Annotated in this window: 18 protein-coding genes and 2 pseudogenes; 3 read left to right on the top strand and 17 right to left on the bottom strand. The window is 42.8% G+C overall.

The genetic code is table 11. The features are described from left to right. Positions 1-41: 41 nt before the first annotated feature. The 9 genes from D5281_RS05005 to D5281_RS05045 form a co-directional block, all read right to left on the bottom strand. Positions 42-971: a MurR/RpiR family transcriptional regulator gene (locus D5281_RS05005; RefSeq protein WP_160559050.1), complete on the bottom strand. Its 930-nt coding sequence runs from the start codon at positions 969-971 to the stop codon at positions 42-44. A 50-nt stretch (positions 972-1021) separates the two neighbouring features. Further along, positions 1022-1567 carry a TetR/AcrR family transcriptional regulator gene (locus D5281_RS05010; protein ID WP_330584842.1) on the bottom strand — a complete coding sequence of 182 codons (546 nt, stop codon included), beginning with the start codon at positions 1565-1567 and terminating at the stop codon, positions 1022-1024. A 307-nt stretch (positions 1568-1874) separates the two neighbouring features. After that, the gene (locus D5281_RS05015) at positions 1875-2552 is read right to left on the bottom strand and encodes a peptidoglycan recognition protein family protein (protein WP_277935195.1); all 678 of its coding nucleotides are present in this window, start codon (positions 2550-2552) and stop codon (positions 1875-1877) included. Positions 2553-2626: 74 nt separating this feature from the next. Beyond that, positions 2627-2983: a hypothetical protein gene (locus tag D5281_RS05020; protein ID WP_160559051.1), complete on the bottom strand. Its 357-nt coding sequence runs from the start codon at positions 2981-2983 to the stop codon at positions 2627-2629. A gap of 227 nt (positions 2984-3210) precedes the next feature. Further along, positions 3211-4185 (bottom strand): orotidine-5'-phosphate decarboxylase, encoded by a 975-nt coding sequence (gene pyrF / locus D5281_RS05025; RefSeq protein ID WP_160559142.1) that lies wholly within the window; start codon positions 4183-4185, stop codon positions 3211-3213. Between the two features lie 81 nt (positions 4186-4266). Further along, positions 4267-4671, bottom strand: coding sequence for an HI0074 family nucleotidyltransferase substrate-binding subunit (locus tag D5281_RS05030; RefSeq protein ID WP_160559052.1), 405 nt, complete (start codon positions 4669-4671; stop codon positions 4267-4269). Continuing rightward, positions 4634-4924 (bottom strand): nucleotidyltransferase family protein, encoded by a 291-nt coding sequence (locus D5281_RS05035; protein ID WP_160559053.1) that lies wholly within the window; start codon positions 4922-4924, stop codon positions 4634-4636. Before D5281_RS05035 ends, D5281_RS05030 begins: the two co-directional genes overlap by 38 nt. 107 nt (positions 4925-5031) lie before the next feature. Next, a complete protein-coding gene (locus D5281_RS05040) occupies positions 5032-6072 on the bottom strand; it encodes a tetratricopeptide repeat protein (protein ID WP_160559054.1) in 1041 nt (346 codons plus the stop codon). 31 nt (positions 6073-6103) lie between these two features. Next, positions 6104-7468 carry an RsmF rRNA methyltransferase first C-terminal domain-containing protein gene (locus D5281_RS05045; protein WP_160559055.1) on the bottom strand — a complete coding sequence of 455 codons (1365 nt, stop codon included), beginning with the start codon at positions 7466-7468 and terminating at the stop codon, positions 6104-6106. Positions 7469-7944: 476 nt separating this feature from the next. Between D5281_RS05045 and D5281_RS05050 the strand changes: the two genes are divergently transcribed. Both D5281_RS05050 and D5281_RS05055 read left to right on the top strand, forming a co-directional pair. Further along, positions 7945-8421, top strand: a complete 477-nt coding sequence (locus D5281_RS05050; protein WP_160559056.1) for an NUDIX hydrolase — start codon at positions 7945-7947, stop codon at positions 8419-8421. Between the two features lie 124 nt (positions 8422-8545). Beyond that, a complete protein-coding gene (locus D5281_RS05055; protein WP_160559057.1) occupies positions 8546-9061 on the top strand; it encodes a GNAT family N-acetyltransferase in 516 nt (171 codons plus the stop codon). A 166-nt stretch (positions 9062-9227) separates the two neighbouring features. Here D5281_RS05055 and D5281_RS05060 read toward each other — a convergent pair whose 3' ends face one another. The 4 genes and pseudogenes from D5281_RS05060 to D5281_RS05080 all read right to left on the bottom strand — a co-directional run bounded on the left by D5281_RS05060 (position 9228) and on the right by D5281_RS05080 (position 11249). After that, a complete protein-coding gene (locus D5281_RS05060) occupies positions 9228-9779 on the bottom strand; it encodes a cysteine hydrolase family protein (RefSeq protein WP_160559058.1) in 552 nt (183 codons plus the stop codon). 47 nt (positions 9780-9826) lie between these two features. Continuing rightward, a pseudogene (locus D5281_RS05065) lies at positions 9827-9982 on the bottom strand (glyoxalase); the annotation flags it as partial. A gap of 101 nt (positions 9983-10083) precedes the next feature. Next, positions 10084-10875 (bottom strand): MBL fold metallo-hydrolase, encoded by a 792-nt coding sequence (locus D5281_RS05075; RefSeq protein ID WP_330584844.1) that lies wholly within the window; start codon positions 10873-10875, stop codon positions 10084-10086. A 203-nt stretch (positions 10876-11078) separates the two neighbouring features. Beyond that, the gene (locus D5281_RS05080; protein WP_160559060.1) at positions 11079-11249 is read right to left on the bottom strand and encodes a hypothetical protein; all 171 of its coding nucleotides are present in this window, start codon (positions 11247-11249) and stop codon (positions 11079-11081) included. 694 nt (positions 11250-11943) lie between these two features. Here D5281_RS05080 and D5281_RS27145 point away from each other — a divergent pair. Then, a complete protein-coding gene (locus tag D5281_RS27145) occupies positions 11944-12126 on the top strand; it encodes a DUF6431 domain-containing protein (protein WP_408637262.1) in 183 nt (60 codons plus the stop codon). A gap of 150 nt (positions 12127-12276) precedes the next feature. On the opposite strand, the pseudogene D5281_RS27150 reads toward D5281_RS27145, so the two are convergent. From D5281_RS27150 to hemA, 4 genes and pseudogenes are all read right to left on the bottom strand, one after another. Continuing rightward, positions 12277-12549, bottom strand: a pseudogene (locus D5281_RS27150) (AAA family ATPase); the annotation flags it as partial. Positions 12550-12726: 177 nt separating this feature from the next. After that, a complete protein-coding gene (locus tag D5281_RS25450; protein ID WP_277935180.1) occupies positions 12727-13125 on the bottom strand; it encodes an AAA family ATPase in 399 nt (132 codons plus the stop codon). 201 nt (positions 13126-13326) lie between these two features. Next, a complete protein-coding gene (gene hemC / locus D5281_RS05090; protein ID WP_160559061.1) occupies positions 13327-15819 on the bottom strand; it encodes a hydroxymethylbilane synthase in 2493 nt (830 codons plus the stop codon). Between the two features lie 284 nt (positions 15820-16103). Beyond that, positions 16104-17435: a glutamyl-tRNA reductase gene (hemA, locus tag D5281_RS05095; RefSeq protein WP_277935181.1), complete on the bottom strand. Its 1332-nt coding sequence runs from the start codon at positions 17433-17435 to the stop codon at positions 16104-16106. Positions 17436-17510 lie beyond the last annotated feature (75 nt).

Below are 17510 nucleotides of genomic sequence, written 5' to 3' on the forward strand. Positions count from 1 at the left end.
GTATCCTTTCAAAGTTGACTTTCAAAGTTGACTTCCAAACTTTATAGTTCCTCTTTTTTCATCAGCGGATAATGCAGCATTGGATCCCCATCTATGAAATTTATCTCATCGTTTAAATAAACCTGGTAATTGTTCCACACTTCTTCTAATGTTTCCAAATTTTTCTTTACCACCTCAGGCTGTTTTAAACATAGCGCCACCACCAATGCATTGATTACACTCAAAGGCGCCACAAGAGAATCTACAATGGAAACCATATCACTCCTTGCCAATAAATTACAGGAAGAATATAAATTCATGGGGGAATGGATACTGTCTGTTATTGTAATTATTTTTGCATTTCTGTCATTTGCAAATTCGATTGCTTTTAAGGTACGCATGGAATATCTCGGAAAACTAATGCCAATAACCGCATCCCTGCCATCAACCCGTATCATCTGTTCAAATATTTCCGTAACACTGGTTGTTTTTACCAGAACAATACTTCCACGAATCATATTTAAATAAAAATGCAAAAAATCAGCAAGCGGCTCGCAGCTTCTAACACCAATGAGATAAATCGTTCTTGCCCCAAGGATAATATCCACTGCCGCTCCAAAGGCAACCGCGTCTAAATTTACAATTGTGTCCTGAATCTTCTCAATGTCTGCGCTAAGCACGGAATTAAGCAGCTCCGAATGGGTACTTTTTCCATACTTTGCACCAATCTTCTGCACAGAATTCAGCTTGCTTTTTACCCATTCTTCTAACGCATCCTGAAACTCCGGATAACCTGCATAGCCTAATCCGGCGGCGAAGCGCACCACCGTTGACTCACTGACGCCCACTGTTTCCCCCAGCTTAGCGGCTGTCATAAACACAGCCTGATCATAATGGTCAGAAATATAAGCGGCAATGGCTCTGTGACCCTTGCTCATTTTCATAAATTTATCATTCATTCTAGTGATGATGTCAACTTCCTGCTGTTCCATTCCAATCCCCCAATCTCATCAATACATTACAAATTTGTTGTGTGAAAAATTTATCTGAATGACTGGTAGGATGTTTTCAAAAGCTGCATTGTCTCATCATCTGAAAGGTCATAGTCCCCTGTCAATGTCATGCAGGCAGCGCCGTGGATAAAAATCCACATTTTCATGAACATTTCACTGGCATTTTTACATCCCTGGGATTTAGCCGCCTGTATTTCCCTGCTCACAAACCCTTCTTTGCCATTCACCAAATCATACATGCTCCTGCCAAAGCGCTCCGGAGACAGAAAAATGAACTCAAATAGTTTTTTATGTACGCCGGCAAACTTAATATATGCCTGTCCCAGAGTTACGAAAGGTGTTACCGATTGTCTCGGAAAATCCACATAAAAATCTTTGAAAAAATCACATGCTTTTTCAAATAATTCCGCTGCCAGCTCATCCATATTTTTGAAAACACGGAAGATAGGCTGGGTAGAACAGTTGGCTTTCGCCGCCAGCTTTCTGGCTGTCACCTGTTCTATCCCTTCCTCCTGTAATATGACAAATGCTGCTTGTACAATGTCCTCTCTACTAATTGTTTCTTTTCTTGCCACATATATCACCCCTTTTATATAACATATGTTATGATTCTACAACAAACTTTATCTTATGTCAACAGTATTAGACATAACTTTATCAATTTCGTGTAACAGTTCAGCCTTGCTGAACTGTTACATGCAAACTCCATTTTTGCACTCCCTAATCATATTCTCACGGTCTGTGCAGTAAATGCACAGTTCTGGCCGAATCGTTACAATCTCGGTAACTGTTCAGCTTTCGATGAATGTTTCCATGTGAAAAAGTCGTCTGCTCACCTAAAAAACAAGCAGACGACTTTTTTACACTTTTCTATTGATTATTTTATACCTGATTCTTCATAATATGTTGCTCTAAATCAGAGAGAAATTTTTCCCAGGCCTCCTCATGTTCTACATAATACAGGGGACATTTTTTTCCGCCTTCATCATAATGCCGTCTCATATCATCCGGCGCCAGTTTATATTCTTTTAGAAGCCAGGCAGATAATCTGAGCAATGACTGGTAGGTTTCATCTGTAAATTTACCGTCCTCTGACAAATAGCAGCACTCAATAGAAATGGAATCATAGTTGCGCTGCACTACCGCATAGGCTATCTCATCAAGCGGAATACACTGTATGATTTCTCCTTCATATCCGATAACAAAATGAGCGCTTGCGGATGTCTCCCCTGTAATGCCCAGATTTTCAAAGTAACTTCTGTTCTGAGCCGCACTTGTTCCTTGATTAGCCGTGTAATGTACAAAGATATTTTTAACCTTGCCAAGCTTCTCTCCCGGTCTTGAGTACTCGTTAATTGTCAGAAAATCTTCCGTGATGATTGGCTTATTTGTTTCATTGGCTTTAATTACCTCACGTCTCTCCACCGTAGGGGTATAGGAATTAAAAGTCTGCTGCGGCTCATTTGACTTTGTAAAATCGCCAATAAGCTTATAGAGCGTAAAACCTGTAAAAAAAATCACAAGCACAAACCCCAGCAAAACAGTCATTTTGGCTGCCATCACCCTTTGTCTCTGTATTTTGCGCCTGCGCATTCGCTCCCTTTGAACCCTTGGATCCACTGGCCGGGGTCTTCTTACCACATTTCCACCTGGGTTATTATAACCGGCGTAATTTCTGCTGCGTTCACGGCCGCCGTTTCTGCGGTTATTGTCGCGGCTGCGATTTTCATTTTGAAGGCGATTGCCGTTGCGGTTTCGGGCGTTATATTCCCTCCTTCGCTCCTCCGCCTCAGAATACATTCTTTCACCTGCAGGTCTTGTCCGTCTTGCTCTTTGCGTTTGGGCAGGTACTTGTCTTTGCACTTCGCTTCTTCGTGCCCTTTGATTTTCATATCTGATTGTCCGGGAAGTTTCCTGTCTAACTGGCCGTGGCCTTCCTCCGCCAGGCTCTCTCCTGCTGCCTGTTGTACCGTTGGCACGGACCCTTTCACCTTCCTCCCTGGATATGTCGATAAACTCCAATCCCATTCCCCATCTCATCCTTTGCTTATAAGCTGTTACATATTAGCAGATTATAGCATATCAAAGGGGTTAATTAATTTATTTAATATAAAATAAAGGATTTCTTAATCTTTATTTACTTTTACTTTATCTCAGCCGGGCAGGGCGGCAAACGCTGCTACCTTTTATAAACCGGTTAAAAAAGCGGTTGGCATTTTTATCTGCTGTTTAAAGCCTGTGCAAGATCCTCCTTCATATCCTCAACCGCTGCCCTTGAAGCTTCACCAAAGCGCTCCGGCCCAAAAGAAGCATATTTTTCCTGTTGGTAAGCCGCAATAATACCTCTGGAAGAATTTATAATTGCCCCAAGCCCATCTTCATTGAAGAAAGGAACAAGATCTTTTCCTGTTCCGCCCTGGGCTCCATAGCCAGGTACCAAAATATAGCTTTTAGGCATGATTTTCCTGAGCACCATACCCATTTCAGGATAAGTGGCTCCCACTACTGCTCCAATATAGCTGTAGGAATCGCCCATATGTTCTTCTCCCCATTTAGCAACCTGCTCTCCTACAATCTCGTATAGCGGCCTGTCCCCAGAAGTCTTTAGTCCCGCAGCCTGTCCATCCAATGGCACCTGTGCCTTTACCAGACGGTCCTGAAACTCACCGCTGCTTGGGTTGGAGGTTTTCACCAAAATGAACAATCCTTTCTTTTCTTCTTTACAGACCTTAATAAAAGGCTTCACCCCGTCTGAACCAAGATAAGGGTTGATGGTTGCAAAATCTTCATCAAAACCATAATAAGATTTATTTCCCACCGTCACCTTACCTAAATGGCCCACCGCATAGGCTTCGGAGGTGGACCCGATATCTCCTCTCTTGATGTCGCCAATCACAATCAGGCCTTTTTGCTTACAGTAGTCCACCGTCTTTTTGAAGGCCAAAAGGCCCGGAATCCCAAACTGTTCATACATGGCAATCTGAGGCTTTACCGCCGGCACCATATCATAGATATAATCTACAATCTCTTTGTTGTACTGCCAGATTGCTTCTCCGGCTCCCTCAAGGCTCTCGCCAAATTCCGCAAAAGCATTTTTCTTAATATGCTCCGGAACAAATTTCAGCATAGGGTCTAACCCCACCACAATAGGCGCTCCTGTAGTCTTGATTTTTGTAATCAGTTGATTGATCATCATAATCCTCCCTTCTTGCCAACCCCTGAAACTTAGGTGTCAGCTTACATTGGTTAAGCCAAACGCTCTCTAAAGTAATTTTTATTTATCTGAAATGCTTTCCACCCACAGCTGAAATTCAGTAAATTTCCCGATATAAATTTTTATAATCCTCCGGCAATACTCCTTCACAATCTCTCCCTCATAATCGTGAATCAGCCTGTTTCGAATTTCCAACATTTCCATCCATTCATCCCCTGTAATCATCCCTGTCTGAAACGCCTTTTTCAAAACCTCCCGGGGAGAACCGGAAACAAAATCCATAATCGCATAATATTCAACCAAAATGTCCTTCATTGTTTTCCATGCAAGGTCAAAGGTAATACTAAATTTTGCACTTGTTCCGCTAAGCACAAAAGAATCGCTCATATCCCTGTTTCTGGCTTCCGAAAGCGCTTCTAAGGAACGTTTATAGGACTGGAACCTTCTCATAAATTTTCTTTCCATATTTTCTAATCTCCTCTAGCAGCAATGGATTCGTGCAGGTATCCATGTCCACAATATCCACGGAAAAAAGCGTTGGCAGATTTTCCACTTCCTCCTGAAATGCAAAAAAATCATCCACACCGGAAACTGCAATATCAATATCGCTCCTTGCAAGAGCCGTCCCTTTCGCCCTGGATCCAAATAGTATTCCCTGCTCTGCAGAATATTTCCAGCACAGCTGTGCTACCTTTGCAATTACTTCTTCCGCCTGCATTTTCGCCCTCCCAATCTTTTCCTGACGCTTTGCATCTTATTCTCAGGTGATGTTTCGTCCTTCCTGCTTCAGCGCCGCTTAGACTGATTATCTTTTCGGTAAATCTTTTATCTTGTCTGCAGGAAGATAGATTCCCGTTTGGCCTCCTCATCATTCGGATAGCTTTTCAGATAGCTCTCCATCAGCGATGCCGCGCTTTGATATTCGCCAAGCCGTTCATAAGCGACAATCTCATTCATCTTAAGGGTCTGCATCATGCCGTTATCTTCTATGTTCATTGCCGACTGGAAATTGGCAAGAGCCCCCTCATAGTCTCCTGTCTGCATTTTGCAAAGTCCCAGCTGGTTTAAAACCTCCGCGTTAGGTCCGCTGCCTTCTAAGAAACTATTGTATACGCTGATTGCATAGTTATTATCTCCCAATGTTTCATAGGTCTTTCCTAAAAAGAGCACCGCCTCATATCCGCTTTCCCCACGGGCCTTTTCCAGATAAGTCCTTGCATTTTCATAGTCCTGCAAATAGTAGCAGATACGGCCTTTTTCAAAATTCGTCATGTTCTTGGTTCCTGCATCCATGGCGGACTGCAAATACTCCTGTCCGGTTTCCCTGTACCCTCCTGAAGCTAAAACATTGTAAATGTCAATCAGCCTGTCGTAATCATTTTTGCCAAGGCTTATGGTCTTGTCAAAATCCTCCTTTGCTTTGTCTAAGTTCCCCTGCTGTGCATACAAAACCCCCCGCAGATAATAAGCGTCTTTTTCCTCGCTCTTAAGGGCGGTAATCGCATTGTACACATTAATTGCCTTGTCGGTTTCCCCTTGTTTGCAGTAGGCAACGGCCAAATAGTAATTAATGTCATAATCCATACTGTTTACTCTGCCATCGCTTAAGGAAAGGGCTTTTTCAAAAGCCTCGGCTGCCTCCGCATACATGGTTTTTCCCATGTAGGCAATCCCTTCCCCTCTATACAAAAGACGTTCGTCTTCTCCTGCCTCCTTAGCTGCTTCAAAGCTTGCAAGCGCGCTGTCATAATCAAGCGCCTCCACAGCCTCCATGCCGGCTCTTATATTTTCATTTTTATTTTGCCCTTTGCAGCCTGTCAGCATCAGGGCAAGCACAAGCATCATCACGACTCGTCTTTTCTTCATATTAACCACATGCCTTTCCGCCGTCTGCAAGCTATAAACACAGACGCAACCCCTTAGGATAATGATTCTTCATTACGCCGCCTGAAAGTTTCCCCCAGCCAAGGCTGTAACCCTCCACGCTGATTAAGTACCAGCCTTTTTCTCCCTCTTTTAAAAGGGTTTGTCCCGAAAGATAGGAAGATGCTTCTTGCAGGGATAAATCCAATGTATTTTTCACTTCCTTTGGCTTTAAAAAAAGCGCCAGTCCATGGGCAGGCTCAAACCGGTTTTTTTTAAAGGCGCCCAGATGTAGTCCCGGCCTTAACACTTTAAGTCCTGCTAAAAGCGGCATTTTCTCCGGCAAGAGATACAGTTGTTCCCCAAATTTTATATAAAAGCCACTTAAGGGCACTTTCAGATATTGGTCTTGAAAGACCTCCCATTCTTTACATTCTTTCAGTGAAATCCCTTTTTCCTCTATGCCTAGTTCCAGGGCGCCATCCTTAGCTTCGTCTTCTTTTTTCAGACATGCCACAAAATGACCTTCCCCTTTTAATTTGTAAGGCCACAGTCTTACGGTCTTGTCCATTCCCTCCCTATCCGTTTCCTGAACGGATGACATTCCCCCCGTCATACCCGGATATTTCTCTACTTCTTCCAGGTAAAATTCAGGATGTTTTTTCAAAAAACTGCTTATGGTACCTTCGTCCTCCTCGGGCGCGAAGGTACAGGTAGAATAAACCAGTCTGCCGCCGGCCCGAAGCATAACAGCTGCGCTTTCAAGAATATCTCTCTGTCTCTGGGCGCACATTTCTATATTTTCCGGACTCCATTCAGCTATCGCCTCCTGGCTTTTGCGGAACATCCCCTCACCGGAGCAGGGGGCGTCCACTAAAATTTTATCAAAATATGCTGGGAAGCGTTTTGCCAGATAGGCTGGCTCATGGTTAATGACAAGGGCATTTCCAATGCCCATTCTCTCTATATTTCCCGACAGAATTTTAGCTCTTTGGGGATGGATTTCATTGCATACAAGCAGGCCCTTTCCCCTCATAGCACCTGCAAGCTGCGTGCTTTTTCCTCCCGGAGCCGCGCACAAATCCAAAACCCGCTCCCCCGGACGGGGCGCTAAGAAGGCGGCCGGCGCCATGGCGCTTGCCTCCTGTATGTAATAGACTCCCGCCTCATGGAAAGGGTGTCTGCCCGGCCGGGCTTCGTTCCCATAATAATAGCCGCCTTCCGCCCAGGGCACTTTATCTTTTAGGAAATTTACTTTTTTTGTAAGGTCTTCTTCCCCTCCCTTTAGCAGATTGACCCGCAGAGACTGGAAATTCGGCCTGTCATAACTTGCCAGAAAATCTGCGTACTCCTCTCCTAGCAGGTTCTTCATTCTATTTAAAAATTGTTCCGGTAACATCCTATTTCCTTCCGGCGCTAACCTTTGTTTCTGTTTTCAATTCATGATACTCCATAATCCTCCAAGCTGTCAACAATCTGCAAATTTGATCCTTACTTTTCAGTCGCCCAAGAGTTACTTTTCATACGTTGTCCGGAGGACGCTTGGAAAAACAAATATAAAGGCGCCACCCGCTTTCGTCCTGTAAAACGCAGCAGACACCAGGTTCGAAAGAGCCTCACCTAAGCGCACACACATAAATGCGTAACGTTTTTCAAAGGATTCCTTTTGAAATATTTGTTTTTTCCAAGCTGTCTATGGGCCAGCCAGCGAAAAATAACAAAATTCCAGAAAATGTTACCTGATTTTTTGAAATGTGTTATAATACTATTAGTGGTGTATCCTACCGCAAAGTGAACTGCTAAAACAAAATATAACAGCTAATATTGACCTGAAAAACCATCAAATCACAATCGGAATTTTCGGAGGAAAGCTCAATGGATATTACTTATGTTTCTGAACAGGATAAGTTTAATTATAGGGTCTGCGCTATCATTACCGCCAACAATAAAATTTTGGCAATGCACGATGAGCGTTCTCCATACTTTTATTTGCCTGGGGGACGAGTTCAGATGGGCGAGACCGCAGAACACGCAGTGGTTAGGGAAGTTAAAGAGGAACTGAATATCACACCTAAGATCATTCGTCCTTTATGGCTGAATCAAGGCTTTTTCACCGAAGATGTTGACAAACTGCATTACCATGAAATCTGTATCTATTATCTGATGGATGTTTCCGAAACAGGGCTATTGGAAAGAGGAGAACGTTTTACACTTCATGAAGGTCACCACATACATGATTTTGAGTGGCTTGCCTTTGAACGTTTACAGGAGGAGTATTTCTATCCCATATTTCTGAAAACAAGTATTTTTGATTTTCCCGAACATTTCACCATCAGGACAGAATATCAATAATCATACACCTTCCAGTTTGTCGTGAAAAAACAAGACAGAAAAAAGATACAAAAGTTGAAATGTGTGTTATTGTGGTATTTTATTTTTTGATGTCAATGTCAAATAAATTTGTATGGAGGACAGTATGCATAATATTAAGCTAAAAACAGAGCGTCTTTTGCTTCGGTCTTTAACGGTTGCTGATGCCAATGAGGTTTTTGAATGGGTCAGCGATGAAAGAGTTTCACGCTATATGGTTTATACAACCTATACAAGCATTAATCAGGTTAGAGAATGGCTTGCATTTGTAGAAAAAGATACAAGTACATATCATTTTGGATTTGAACGGTTATCGGATGGAAAACTGATAGGAAGCGGGGATATCGGAACGGCAGAAAAAAATGGATATTGGGGATTTGGATATAATTTGTGTTATGATTGTTGGGGAAAGGGATATGCAACAGAAGCTGCTAAAGCAATGATAGAGTTTGCACGTAAAAATTTAGGTGCAACACATTTTTCTTCAAGTCATGCCGAGCCAAATATAGCTTCGGGTCATGTTATGGAAAAATGTGGACTACATTTTGTTGGTTACGGAGAATTTAAGAAACTGGACGGAAGCTGTAAAATGAAATCAGCGGACTATGAAGGAGTATTTTAGTTTTTATACTCTATTTTCGGAATTATGTATCCGGTGAAAACGATCCCATAAATATACATTTTTGATGTATAAATTTTTTCAGTCATTCAGACAGCATATCGAATACAAATTGTAAAATTTAATTTCATATAAATATTCTGCAAAATAATATAGGATATAAAACACATTAATTAATGATATAGGAAGGATGGAATGAAAAAGAAAATAATTCAAGCGTTTTTTCAAATGAGATACATTCTGCATATCTTCCATTCCACATGAATTCATTATAATATTTATAGGAACTTTCGGCTGACATATATGAATTATCAACCGTACTGTTTGTATTTGCTGGGACAATCATTTTAAAGCCATGCTCAAAGCCGCATTTTACCGTTGCATCTATGCAGTAGTCTGTTTGCAGTCCAACAATAATAATTGTATCTTCGCCCTTTTCATGTAGGTAATCTAATAATCTTGTACCTTTAAATGCACTATTTACATTTTTATCGAAAATACGCTCATCTGACATTGGCTGGAATTCCTCGTATATTTCATAACCCAATGTGCCTTTCGTCAATTTCTGTCCGATGCCATCATCATGCCTGACATAAATAACTTCTATATTATTATTGCGTGCCTTATCTATCAATGTTCTGATCCGATATACCAGGGTCTGAAATTCATATAAGTCATTATTCATAATCAGATTTTGAGTATCGACCACCAAAAGTACCATTCTATTCCCTCCGTAAATCTTGGCCTATTTATTCATGCAACCATATATTAGCTGTTTAAAAGTTTTGTTAAATTCTGAATGGAAACATCCATTTTCACAGAAATTTCTTTCATTGTCATGCCGGAAGCAAGGAAATGTTTTATCACTGTTTCCATCTCCTCGCCACCTTCTATGATAGGTCCGTCCAGAACATAAAACATTAATGTATGCACCTATGCAGGCTACTTTTTACGGATAGGCTGCAATAAAGCAGAAGAAAGATTGAAAACTACTCCCTGTTCTGAAAAACCAGTCCTGCCCCCGCTTACAGCCTTATTTTCAACCCGTCATATGCAAAATATATTAAATTCAGTTCTCTCTCCAATTCTCTATAATCATCATATGATTTCCCCCAGTCCTCCTCTAAATGTGTAATAATAACTCTTTTGATTCCATACTGTTTCCGTATCATATCAATTTCGTCTAAAGTAAATAATTCTTTTCGCAGCGGGTTGTCTTCATTTAATACAAAGCCATCTTTTAATATGTCCCCGACGATTGTATTGCCAATGACTAAAACATCTACATCTTGAAATTTCTCTGACTTTGGAAACGGCTTTACATCACATGGGGCATAAATTATCTTTTGGCTGTTTGAAGAAATAATAAAAATTGCCACATGTTCCTGTTCATCTGCAGGAACCAACTCTATCAAAATATTGTCTTTTTTAAAAACACGAATTTCTTTTGTATATACAAGCCTCCTTGCCTCATAGTATTCAATAGCTGAACCATACTTTGTACACTGCTTTTTAATATCTTCAAGAATGGCAGGTAAAGAAGCAATTTCTATCGGATTGTCCGGTTTCTTTCCCAGGGAATCGGCAAGCCAATCCATTTTCAATTGTTCAATCACACGCATTCCCATTGTATGATCGAGAGCACAATGGCTGTATAAAATATATTCAACTTTCTGTATGTCGGAATTATTCAATGCAGCATTGATATCTTCCGATGTATCAATCAATATATTCGCGTCTTCAATAAACAGACTGCATCCCGTTCTTACATAAGGAAATATAAGGAAATCCTTTCTGCCGCGCTTCTGTACATACACGACAGTTACAACATGCCCTTAGCATGCTAACACACCCTCCAGAACCAAGTATGATTACATTCATGTTCTGTCTGCCTCCCTATTTAGTCAAGTGTTATTTCCTTATTTTTCAAGGAATTTTTAATTTCATATCTCAGATGAATGAGCCAAAAGGATACTGGAATGAAAAATCTACTGCAACTCCCAGCAATCCTTCTTGCATCTTATAAAAGTTCCATATCAAACAGACTTAATTGTACCGGCTGTTCTTTTCTCTCCTTTTCTTTTTCCTTACGCAGTCGTTCCAGTTCTATCATCCGCTCCTGATCCAGCCATTTATCCGCATGGCGTTGGTCTACGCTGTATTTTCCCAGACTTTCATATCCATTCTCCACCAGCTTTTTTCCAGACGCCTGACCGCAGATTCCCGCAGCTGTTGTCTCCTTTCCCTTTTGTTTTCTGGATTCCGTTTTTCCATGTCGGAAGCATGTACAATCTAAATCCCGTTACGGATATCCTTCAGATCCTGCATCAGATCACGGTTCTCCCACTGCTCAGCACGGATATTCTGGATCTCAAAAGAAAAATACCGTCCGTGATATTCATAGAAAAACAGCTCCGTAAAATAATGGTTTTGTACTTTGTCTTATATCCTCTCCTGGCGGAGCCAGAAATGGGTAGACTTCGTCTATACCTACTGTCATGTGGATTGTGTCCGCTGTAAATCACCGGATGCCTTTACAGAGCATTACTGTTGCTACCCATTTTTTCTGACCTCAAATTACTCTGGTTGCCTGTCACAGAATTACTCAATATAATGACATTATCTTAGAGAAAGAAAGGTTTCTGGAAACCTACTTTTGCAGAGCCAGGCATCCAGGAACTATTATTAAAACAATGGTTATTATTGTTGCTTCCCATTTATCTTGTCTTCAAATTAATCTGATTGATTGTCACGGAATGAACCGATATAATGTCATCAGTCTATAGAAAGAGAAAGCGCCAGAACACTTACTTTTGACATAGCTGAGTGTACCTGGAACTATATAAAAACAATGGTCATTATATCAGGATATGAAGTGGAATACAATGAGGAAAAAAACATTTTTAATAACCAGTAAAGAAGAAAGTATCTGCCCCTGCTGTGGGGGCCGGCTTAAACCCAGGGACCACAGGAAGCGTGTCCACAAAGCAGCTGGCGGAGGAAAGGAATGGTACCGGATCAGGCGTCTTAAATGTACAGGAGATAAGTGCGGGAGGCTTCATAAATGAATAAGGTCTGCATGCTTTTTTCGGGCATAACAGGAGAAATCCTGCTTCCGAGCGAGGGATATGTCTGGAATAAACATAAATGCCTGTATCATCCTTATGAACAAACCAAATCTGTTCTTTGCGGAACATTTTTTTGCAATCCATCAAGTTGATATCATGTACAGTAAATATCATCTGTGCATCGGTATTCAGTTCATTATTAAACATGGCAACTATCGCTCTGGTCAATTTAAAGTGAATGCTGCTGTCCAGTTCGTCCACAACAAGAATTCTGCCCTGTTCAATTCCCTCTATGATATAACTTGCAAGGGCAGCGATCTTTTTTGTTCCCGTAGAGTCAAAAAGTACACTGGGGATCGCACCCCCCCCCTCTATAAACGGATACCAGTCGGATCTGATCCATAATCTGCTCGGGGATATCAAGAGCCTTTTCCTCCGGTTTTTCCTCGTCAGAATCCATTTTTACGCGAATCTTATCCATATCCGCATATTCAAAATCATTCATATACAGATCAGAATTCTTGATGAACTCCACGACTTTCCTTTGAAGATCATTTTGATTTTTCATGAGGTTGATGGTACGTTTTAAAGGGATATTATTCATGTTGACAATATCAATCCTGGAAGCAAACTTTGCCCAAAATCATAGGAAAACTCTCTGCCCTCCTCCAAAAATGTAATACCCAGCTGGCATATTGCACTTTCTTGAAAAATATTGGACATGATACGGGGTCTCTGGTTTAATAAAATATTCTTGGCACTGCGGATACATTTTACCAGGCATGTCTTACCTGCGTTATTTGGACCATAGATTCCTACTGTTTTCAAAATATTAAAATTATTCTCTGTATGGACATTGGATGAGAACTTTTTATTTCTCATATCTGCTTTTGTAGAAAATCTAATCTCATCTGAAAACGAAAAACAGTTTTTCGCCCTTAACTCTATTAACATGCTGATTCCCTCCAAGATTAAACACCTATTTATCTTCTTTCTCATTACATACCATTACTTTCCTTCAGTATTTTGGAATAAAAACAATATGGTACGTGCAATTATACTTCGTATGTGCTAACATCTGATTATCCTTTATGGATACCTCCTGTTTTTCATAGATTAGGTTGTCCAAACTCAAATCTATGATAACATGGAGGTTTTATTTTGATACTTTAGGTAGCGCTACTGCTTACTCCGCTCTCCTCAGCTCTGCTGGGGGCTTAATGGACTATAAATAGGTTCTCTTTGGGAGGCGCTTGTAGCTACACATAATTCCGCTAATCCCTCATAGGATGCCTGTCTGGCCTCCCATATATTTTCAATGCCTTCAAGCTCCCTCCCGCAGGATTTCAGGCAGGCTGTTGTTTTAGGACCAATGCTGTATATATTGCACCCCCTTTTGTTTTCGCCTGTCTTTTCTTCCTTTTCAGATTTTTCTGATTTTTCGGTTTTTTCATTTCCATGTTCCGGCAAAGCGTTTCTCCTGGTATGCAGTGCCTCCATCAGACGCTTTACACTGGATGCACAGGTAAATAAAATTCCATTATACTCTGCAAGCGGCTCTAAGTCTCCTAAATCTACCTCCACTCCACAATTTTCATACACTACGATTTCCTCAAACCGGCAAAAGGCCTCTAGCGCCTCTTTCAAATGTCCATCCGCATTTTCCGCCTTAAAGTACCAGACCTTCTCCTTTCCTGTAAGATAGGGTTTCAGCGCCTCCACAAGTCCGTCACTGTTAAAATCAGCCGGGAGCAAGTCTGCATATATCCCGTAAGCCTGCAAAGCCTCCGCGCTTTTTGCGCCAATCACTCCAATACGGCACCCTCCAAGGCTTCGCAAATCCAGCCCGCTTTCCACAAAGTTTAAAAAGGCGGCCTCCACCCCGTTTTTGCTGGTAAAAAGAAGCCAATCCACACTTTTTAGCTGTTCGGCCGAAAAGATTTTTTTCTTTTTCACAATCTCCCCCACCTGGATTTCCGTTACATCCGCTCCCTTTTCCTGCAGCAGTTCTTTTAATCCGGTGGTTTTAGCCCCTATTTTAGGAATCAGATATTTTTTTCCAAACAAAGGCTTTTTTTCAAAATAATCCAGCTTATCCCGCAGACAAACCACATCTCCCACCACAATCACAGCCGGCGATGTCAATCCTGCCTCTTTTACTTTCCCGCCTATATGGGACAGGTCGGAAACACAAGTCCTCTGTTTAGGGGTTGTTGCCTTTGAAATTACGGCAGCCATGGCAGAGGAAGGTTTTCCGGCTTCTATCAATCTGCGGGCAATTTCATCCACCTTACTAAGTCCCATTAAAAATACGCAGGTTTCCTTCTCCTTGGCCAATGCCTCAAAATCAATCTCCGAAAGTGTGTCCTTGCTGTTATGGGCGGTTACCACATGGAATCCTTGGACTATCCCCCGGTGGGTAACCGGTATTCCCGCGTATTCTGGCCCTGCAATGGCTGAACTGATACCGGGAATCACCTCAAAAGGCACACCCGCCTCCTGCAGGTAAATTCCTTCCTCTCCGCCCCGCCCAAATACATAGGCATCGCCCCCCTTTAATCGGACTATCCTCTCATATTCCATGCTCTTTTTCACCAGCAGACGGTTGATCTCCTCCTGTTTCATGGTGTGGGCATCTCTGGCTTTTCCTGCGTAAATTATTTCACAGTCCGCTTTTGCCTCCTTTAGCAATTCCGGTGCGGCTAATCTGTCATAAATAATGCATGCCGCCTCCCGGATGGCTTTTAATCCCTTTACCGTAATAAGGCCCGCATCCCCCGGGCCGGCGCCAACCAAATAAACCTTTCCGGCTATCTGTCTACGGATAGACACCGCCGCTTTTTTGGAAAGCATATCCGGTTCATCACCCCATACTTTTGCATAAGCCTGTCTAGAACCGGTTTCATTTCCGTACATAACATCCAGACACAGGCCGTGGTTATTCATATTTCTGCACACTGCCCCTGCCGGTATATGGCAGCTGCCGCCCATTTCCTGTAAAAAGCCCCGTTCCGCTTTGACCGCCTCAACCGTCTCCTTATCGCTTAACCTGTTTAACATTTCCAAAAGCCCCGTATTGCTTTCCAGGATTTCAAGCCCAAGGATTCCCTGGGCCGGAGCCGGAATCATTTCCTCCACTTCCAGGTACCGGGTGATTCTATCTTCCATTCCCAGCCGTTTTAAACCGGCAGCCGCCAGCACAAGGCCGTCTAATTTTTCTTCTTCCATCTTTTTCAGTCGGGTGTCCACATTGCCTCTGATCCCCACTACTTTGATATCCGGCCTAAGGCGCTTTAACTGGAACTCCCTGCGCCGGCTTCCGGTGCCGATAACAGCGCCTTTGGGCAGGTCCTCTAAAGATGCCCCCTCCCGTAAAATAAGCACATCCCTGTAGTCCTCTCTTTTCCATGCCCTGGCAAAGGTAAGTCCTTCTGCCGCCGCAGATGGCATATCTTTCATGCTGTGTACGCCAATATGGATTTCTCCCAAAAGAAGCTTTTCCTCAATCTCCTTTACGAATACGCCTTTATCCCCTATCTGGTGCAAAGGCTTATCCAAAATCATATCCCCTCTGGTCTTGATCACCTGAACGGTAAATGCATCTTCCGGATATGCCCCTTGTAATCTCTCCCGTACATACTCAGCCTGTGAAAGCGCCAGCCGGGAACCTCTTGTGCCGATTCTATATTCCATACTCATACCTCTCAATAGCAGTATATTTTCATATGGCAGGACTGCCTTTTTCGTGCCATTGCAAACAGAAGGTTTACACCTCCGCCTCCGAACCTTTCATCTCCATTGTCATTACAATAAGCTGTCCTGCAAACCGTGGCATTGTTGGACACTATAAGCCGGCTCGCGAAGTGCAGCAGCGTTTATTGCTATAAACCGGCTCGCCGTGCGTAGCAGTGTTTGGTGCTATAAGCCGGCTCGCGGAGCGTGGCAGCGTTTGACCGGCTGGAACAGGATTCGTCCGCTCAACCTTGTCCATCCTTTTCAAATTGAAATAATTGCTCTATCAAGCGCTTATATTCCTCCTGTTCTTGTTCTATGCCAAGACGTTTCAGCTCTTTTATGGGCTCCCTTAAAAGCCGCTGCAAAGATGCATGCAGCACTTTTTTAAGAAGCTTTTGCTCCCGTAGGCTTAGCTCCATCTTTCGGTTCAGATACTGGTAGCTGTCCTCCACAATCCCGCTGCATCTGTGCTGCAGGGATTCAATTGCAGAGTCCATCCTGCTTTGGCGCAGCCACATATCCGTCTCCTTTAGGGCCTCCTCCACAATTTTCCCGCCTTCCTTAGCAAGCCTCTCCCGCTCCCTCCAATTCTCCTCCGCAATTTCCTGCAAAGCGTCCAAATTGATGAGCGTTGCCTGCAGCTCCCGGTCAAATTCCGTATCAATGTCCCTGGGAGATGCCAAATCCAAAAAGGTTATCGGCTGCCTGGGCTTGAAAGCATCCCTCCGCACGGTCAGGTGGGGAGAAGCTGTGGCGGAAATTACAATGTGGCACTGAGCCATTCTCTGATACCGTTCCTCATAGGGTATAATATGAATCTGGGAAAACTCCTCCTTCAGGCGCTTCGCATGCATATAGGTTCTGCTGCATGCGGTTATGCTTTCTGTCTCATATTCACTGAGATATTTCAATGCAAGTGTTGCTGTTTTCCCACTGCCAATCACCAAAACCCTTTTTCCCGCAATCCCGCAGACTCTGTCCAGCTGACGGATTCCAATATAGCTGACCGATAAAGGCTTCTCACTGATTTTCAGCTCTGATTTCATCCTTTTTGCGCATGTGACGGCGTCTCTGACAATCCGGTTTAATTCTTTGCCGCTAAAGCCCATGGTTTTGGAATAATCCAGCGCCTCCTGGACCTGTCCAAGGATCTGATCTTCTCCAAGCACCAGGGATTCCAACCCTGCCGTGACCCGGAACAGATAAGCCATTGCCTCCTGTCCTGAAAGATTGTTTAAGTATTCCTTTAAATTTAGCTCCGGAAACATGCCCTCATAAACCCGGCCCATCCCCTTCGCCTGTTCTTCCTTCTCATACACAAAATATACTTCGCTGCGGTTACAGGTGGACAGCACCATGGACTGGCTCACCCCTAAACCTTCCGCCCTTTGAAAAAAATCCAGCTTCATTGTGTCGGTAAAGGAAACCCTGTCTCTGATGTCCAGCTGGGCTTTTTTATAATTTATTCCTAAAAAACCAAACCTCATACAGTTTCGTCTCTCCTTCTTTCTTGCTTTTATCCGGCAAACGCTGTCATGCTTCGTAAGCCGGTTTATTGTCATAAACGCTGTCATATGCTTCGCCAGCAGACTTATTGCAGCAAACGCTGCCATGCTTCGTGAGCAAGCGTATTGTGATAAACGCTGCCA

The organism is Parablautia muri (assembly GCF_009917485.1).
GTDB classification, from domain to species: Bacteria; Bacillota; Clostridia; order Lachnospirales; family Lachnospiraceae; genus Suilimivivens; species Suilimivivens muri.

Bases quoted from the DNA above. Each gene is read 5' to 3' on its own strand.
- D5281_RS05005 (WP_160559050.1), bottom strand. From the start codon at position 971: ATGGAACAGCAGGAAGTTGACATCATCACTAGAATGAATGATAAATTT.
- D5281_RS05015 (WP_277935195.1), bottom strand. From the start codon at position 2,552: ATGGCAGCCAAAATGACTGTTTTGCTGGGGTTTGTGCTTGTGATTTTT.
- pyrF (WP_160559142.1), bottom strand. From the start codon at position 4,185: ATGATCAATCAACTGATTACAAAAATCAAGACTACAGGAGCGCCTATT.
- D5281_RS05030 (WP_160559052.1), bottom strand. From the start codon at position 4,671: ATGGAAAGAAAATTTATGAGAAGGTTCCAGTCCTATAAACGTTCCTTA.
- D5281_RS05035 (WP_160559053.1), bottom strand. From the start codon at position 4,924: ATGCAGGCGGAAGAAGTAATTGCAAAGGTAGCACAGCTGTGCTGGAAA.
- D5281_RS05040 (WP_160559054.1), bottom strand. From the start codon at position 6,072: ATGAAGAAAAGACGAGTCGTGATGATGCTTGTGCTTGCCCTGATGCTG.
- D5281_RS05045 (WP_160559055.1), bottom strand. From the start codon at position 7,468: ATGTTACCGGAACAATTTTTAAATAGAATGAAGAACCTGCTAGGAGAG.
- D5281_RS05050 (WP_160559056.1), top strand. From the start codon at position 7,945: ATGGATATTACTTATGTTTCTGAACAGGATAAGTTTAATTATAGGGTC.
- D5281_RS05055 (WP_160559057.1), top strand. From the start codon at position 8,546: ATGCATAATATTAAGCTAAAAACAGAGCGTCTTTTGCTTCGGTCTTTA.
- D5281_RS05060 (WP_160559058.1), bottom strand. From the start codon at position 9,779: ATGGTACTTTTGGTGGTCGATACTCAAAATCTGATTATGAATAATGAC.
- D5281_RS27145 (WP_408637262.1), top strand. From the start codon at position 11,944: ATGAGGAAAAAAACATTTTTAATAACCAGTAAAGAAGAAAGTATCTGC.
- D5281_RS25450 (WP_277935180.1), bottom strand. From the start codon at position 13,125: ATGAGAAAGAAGATAAATAGGTGTTTAATCTTGGAGGGAATCAGCATG.
- hemC (WP_160559061.1), bottom strand. From the start codon at position 15,819: ATGGAATATAGAATCGGCACAAGAGGTTCCCGGCTGGCGCTTTCACAG.
- hemA (WP_277935181.1), bottom strand. From the start codon at position 17,435: ATGACAGCGTTTATGACAATAAACCGGCTTACGAAGCATGACAGCGTT.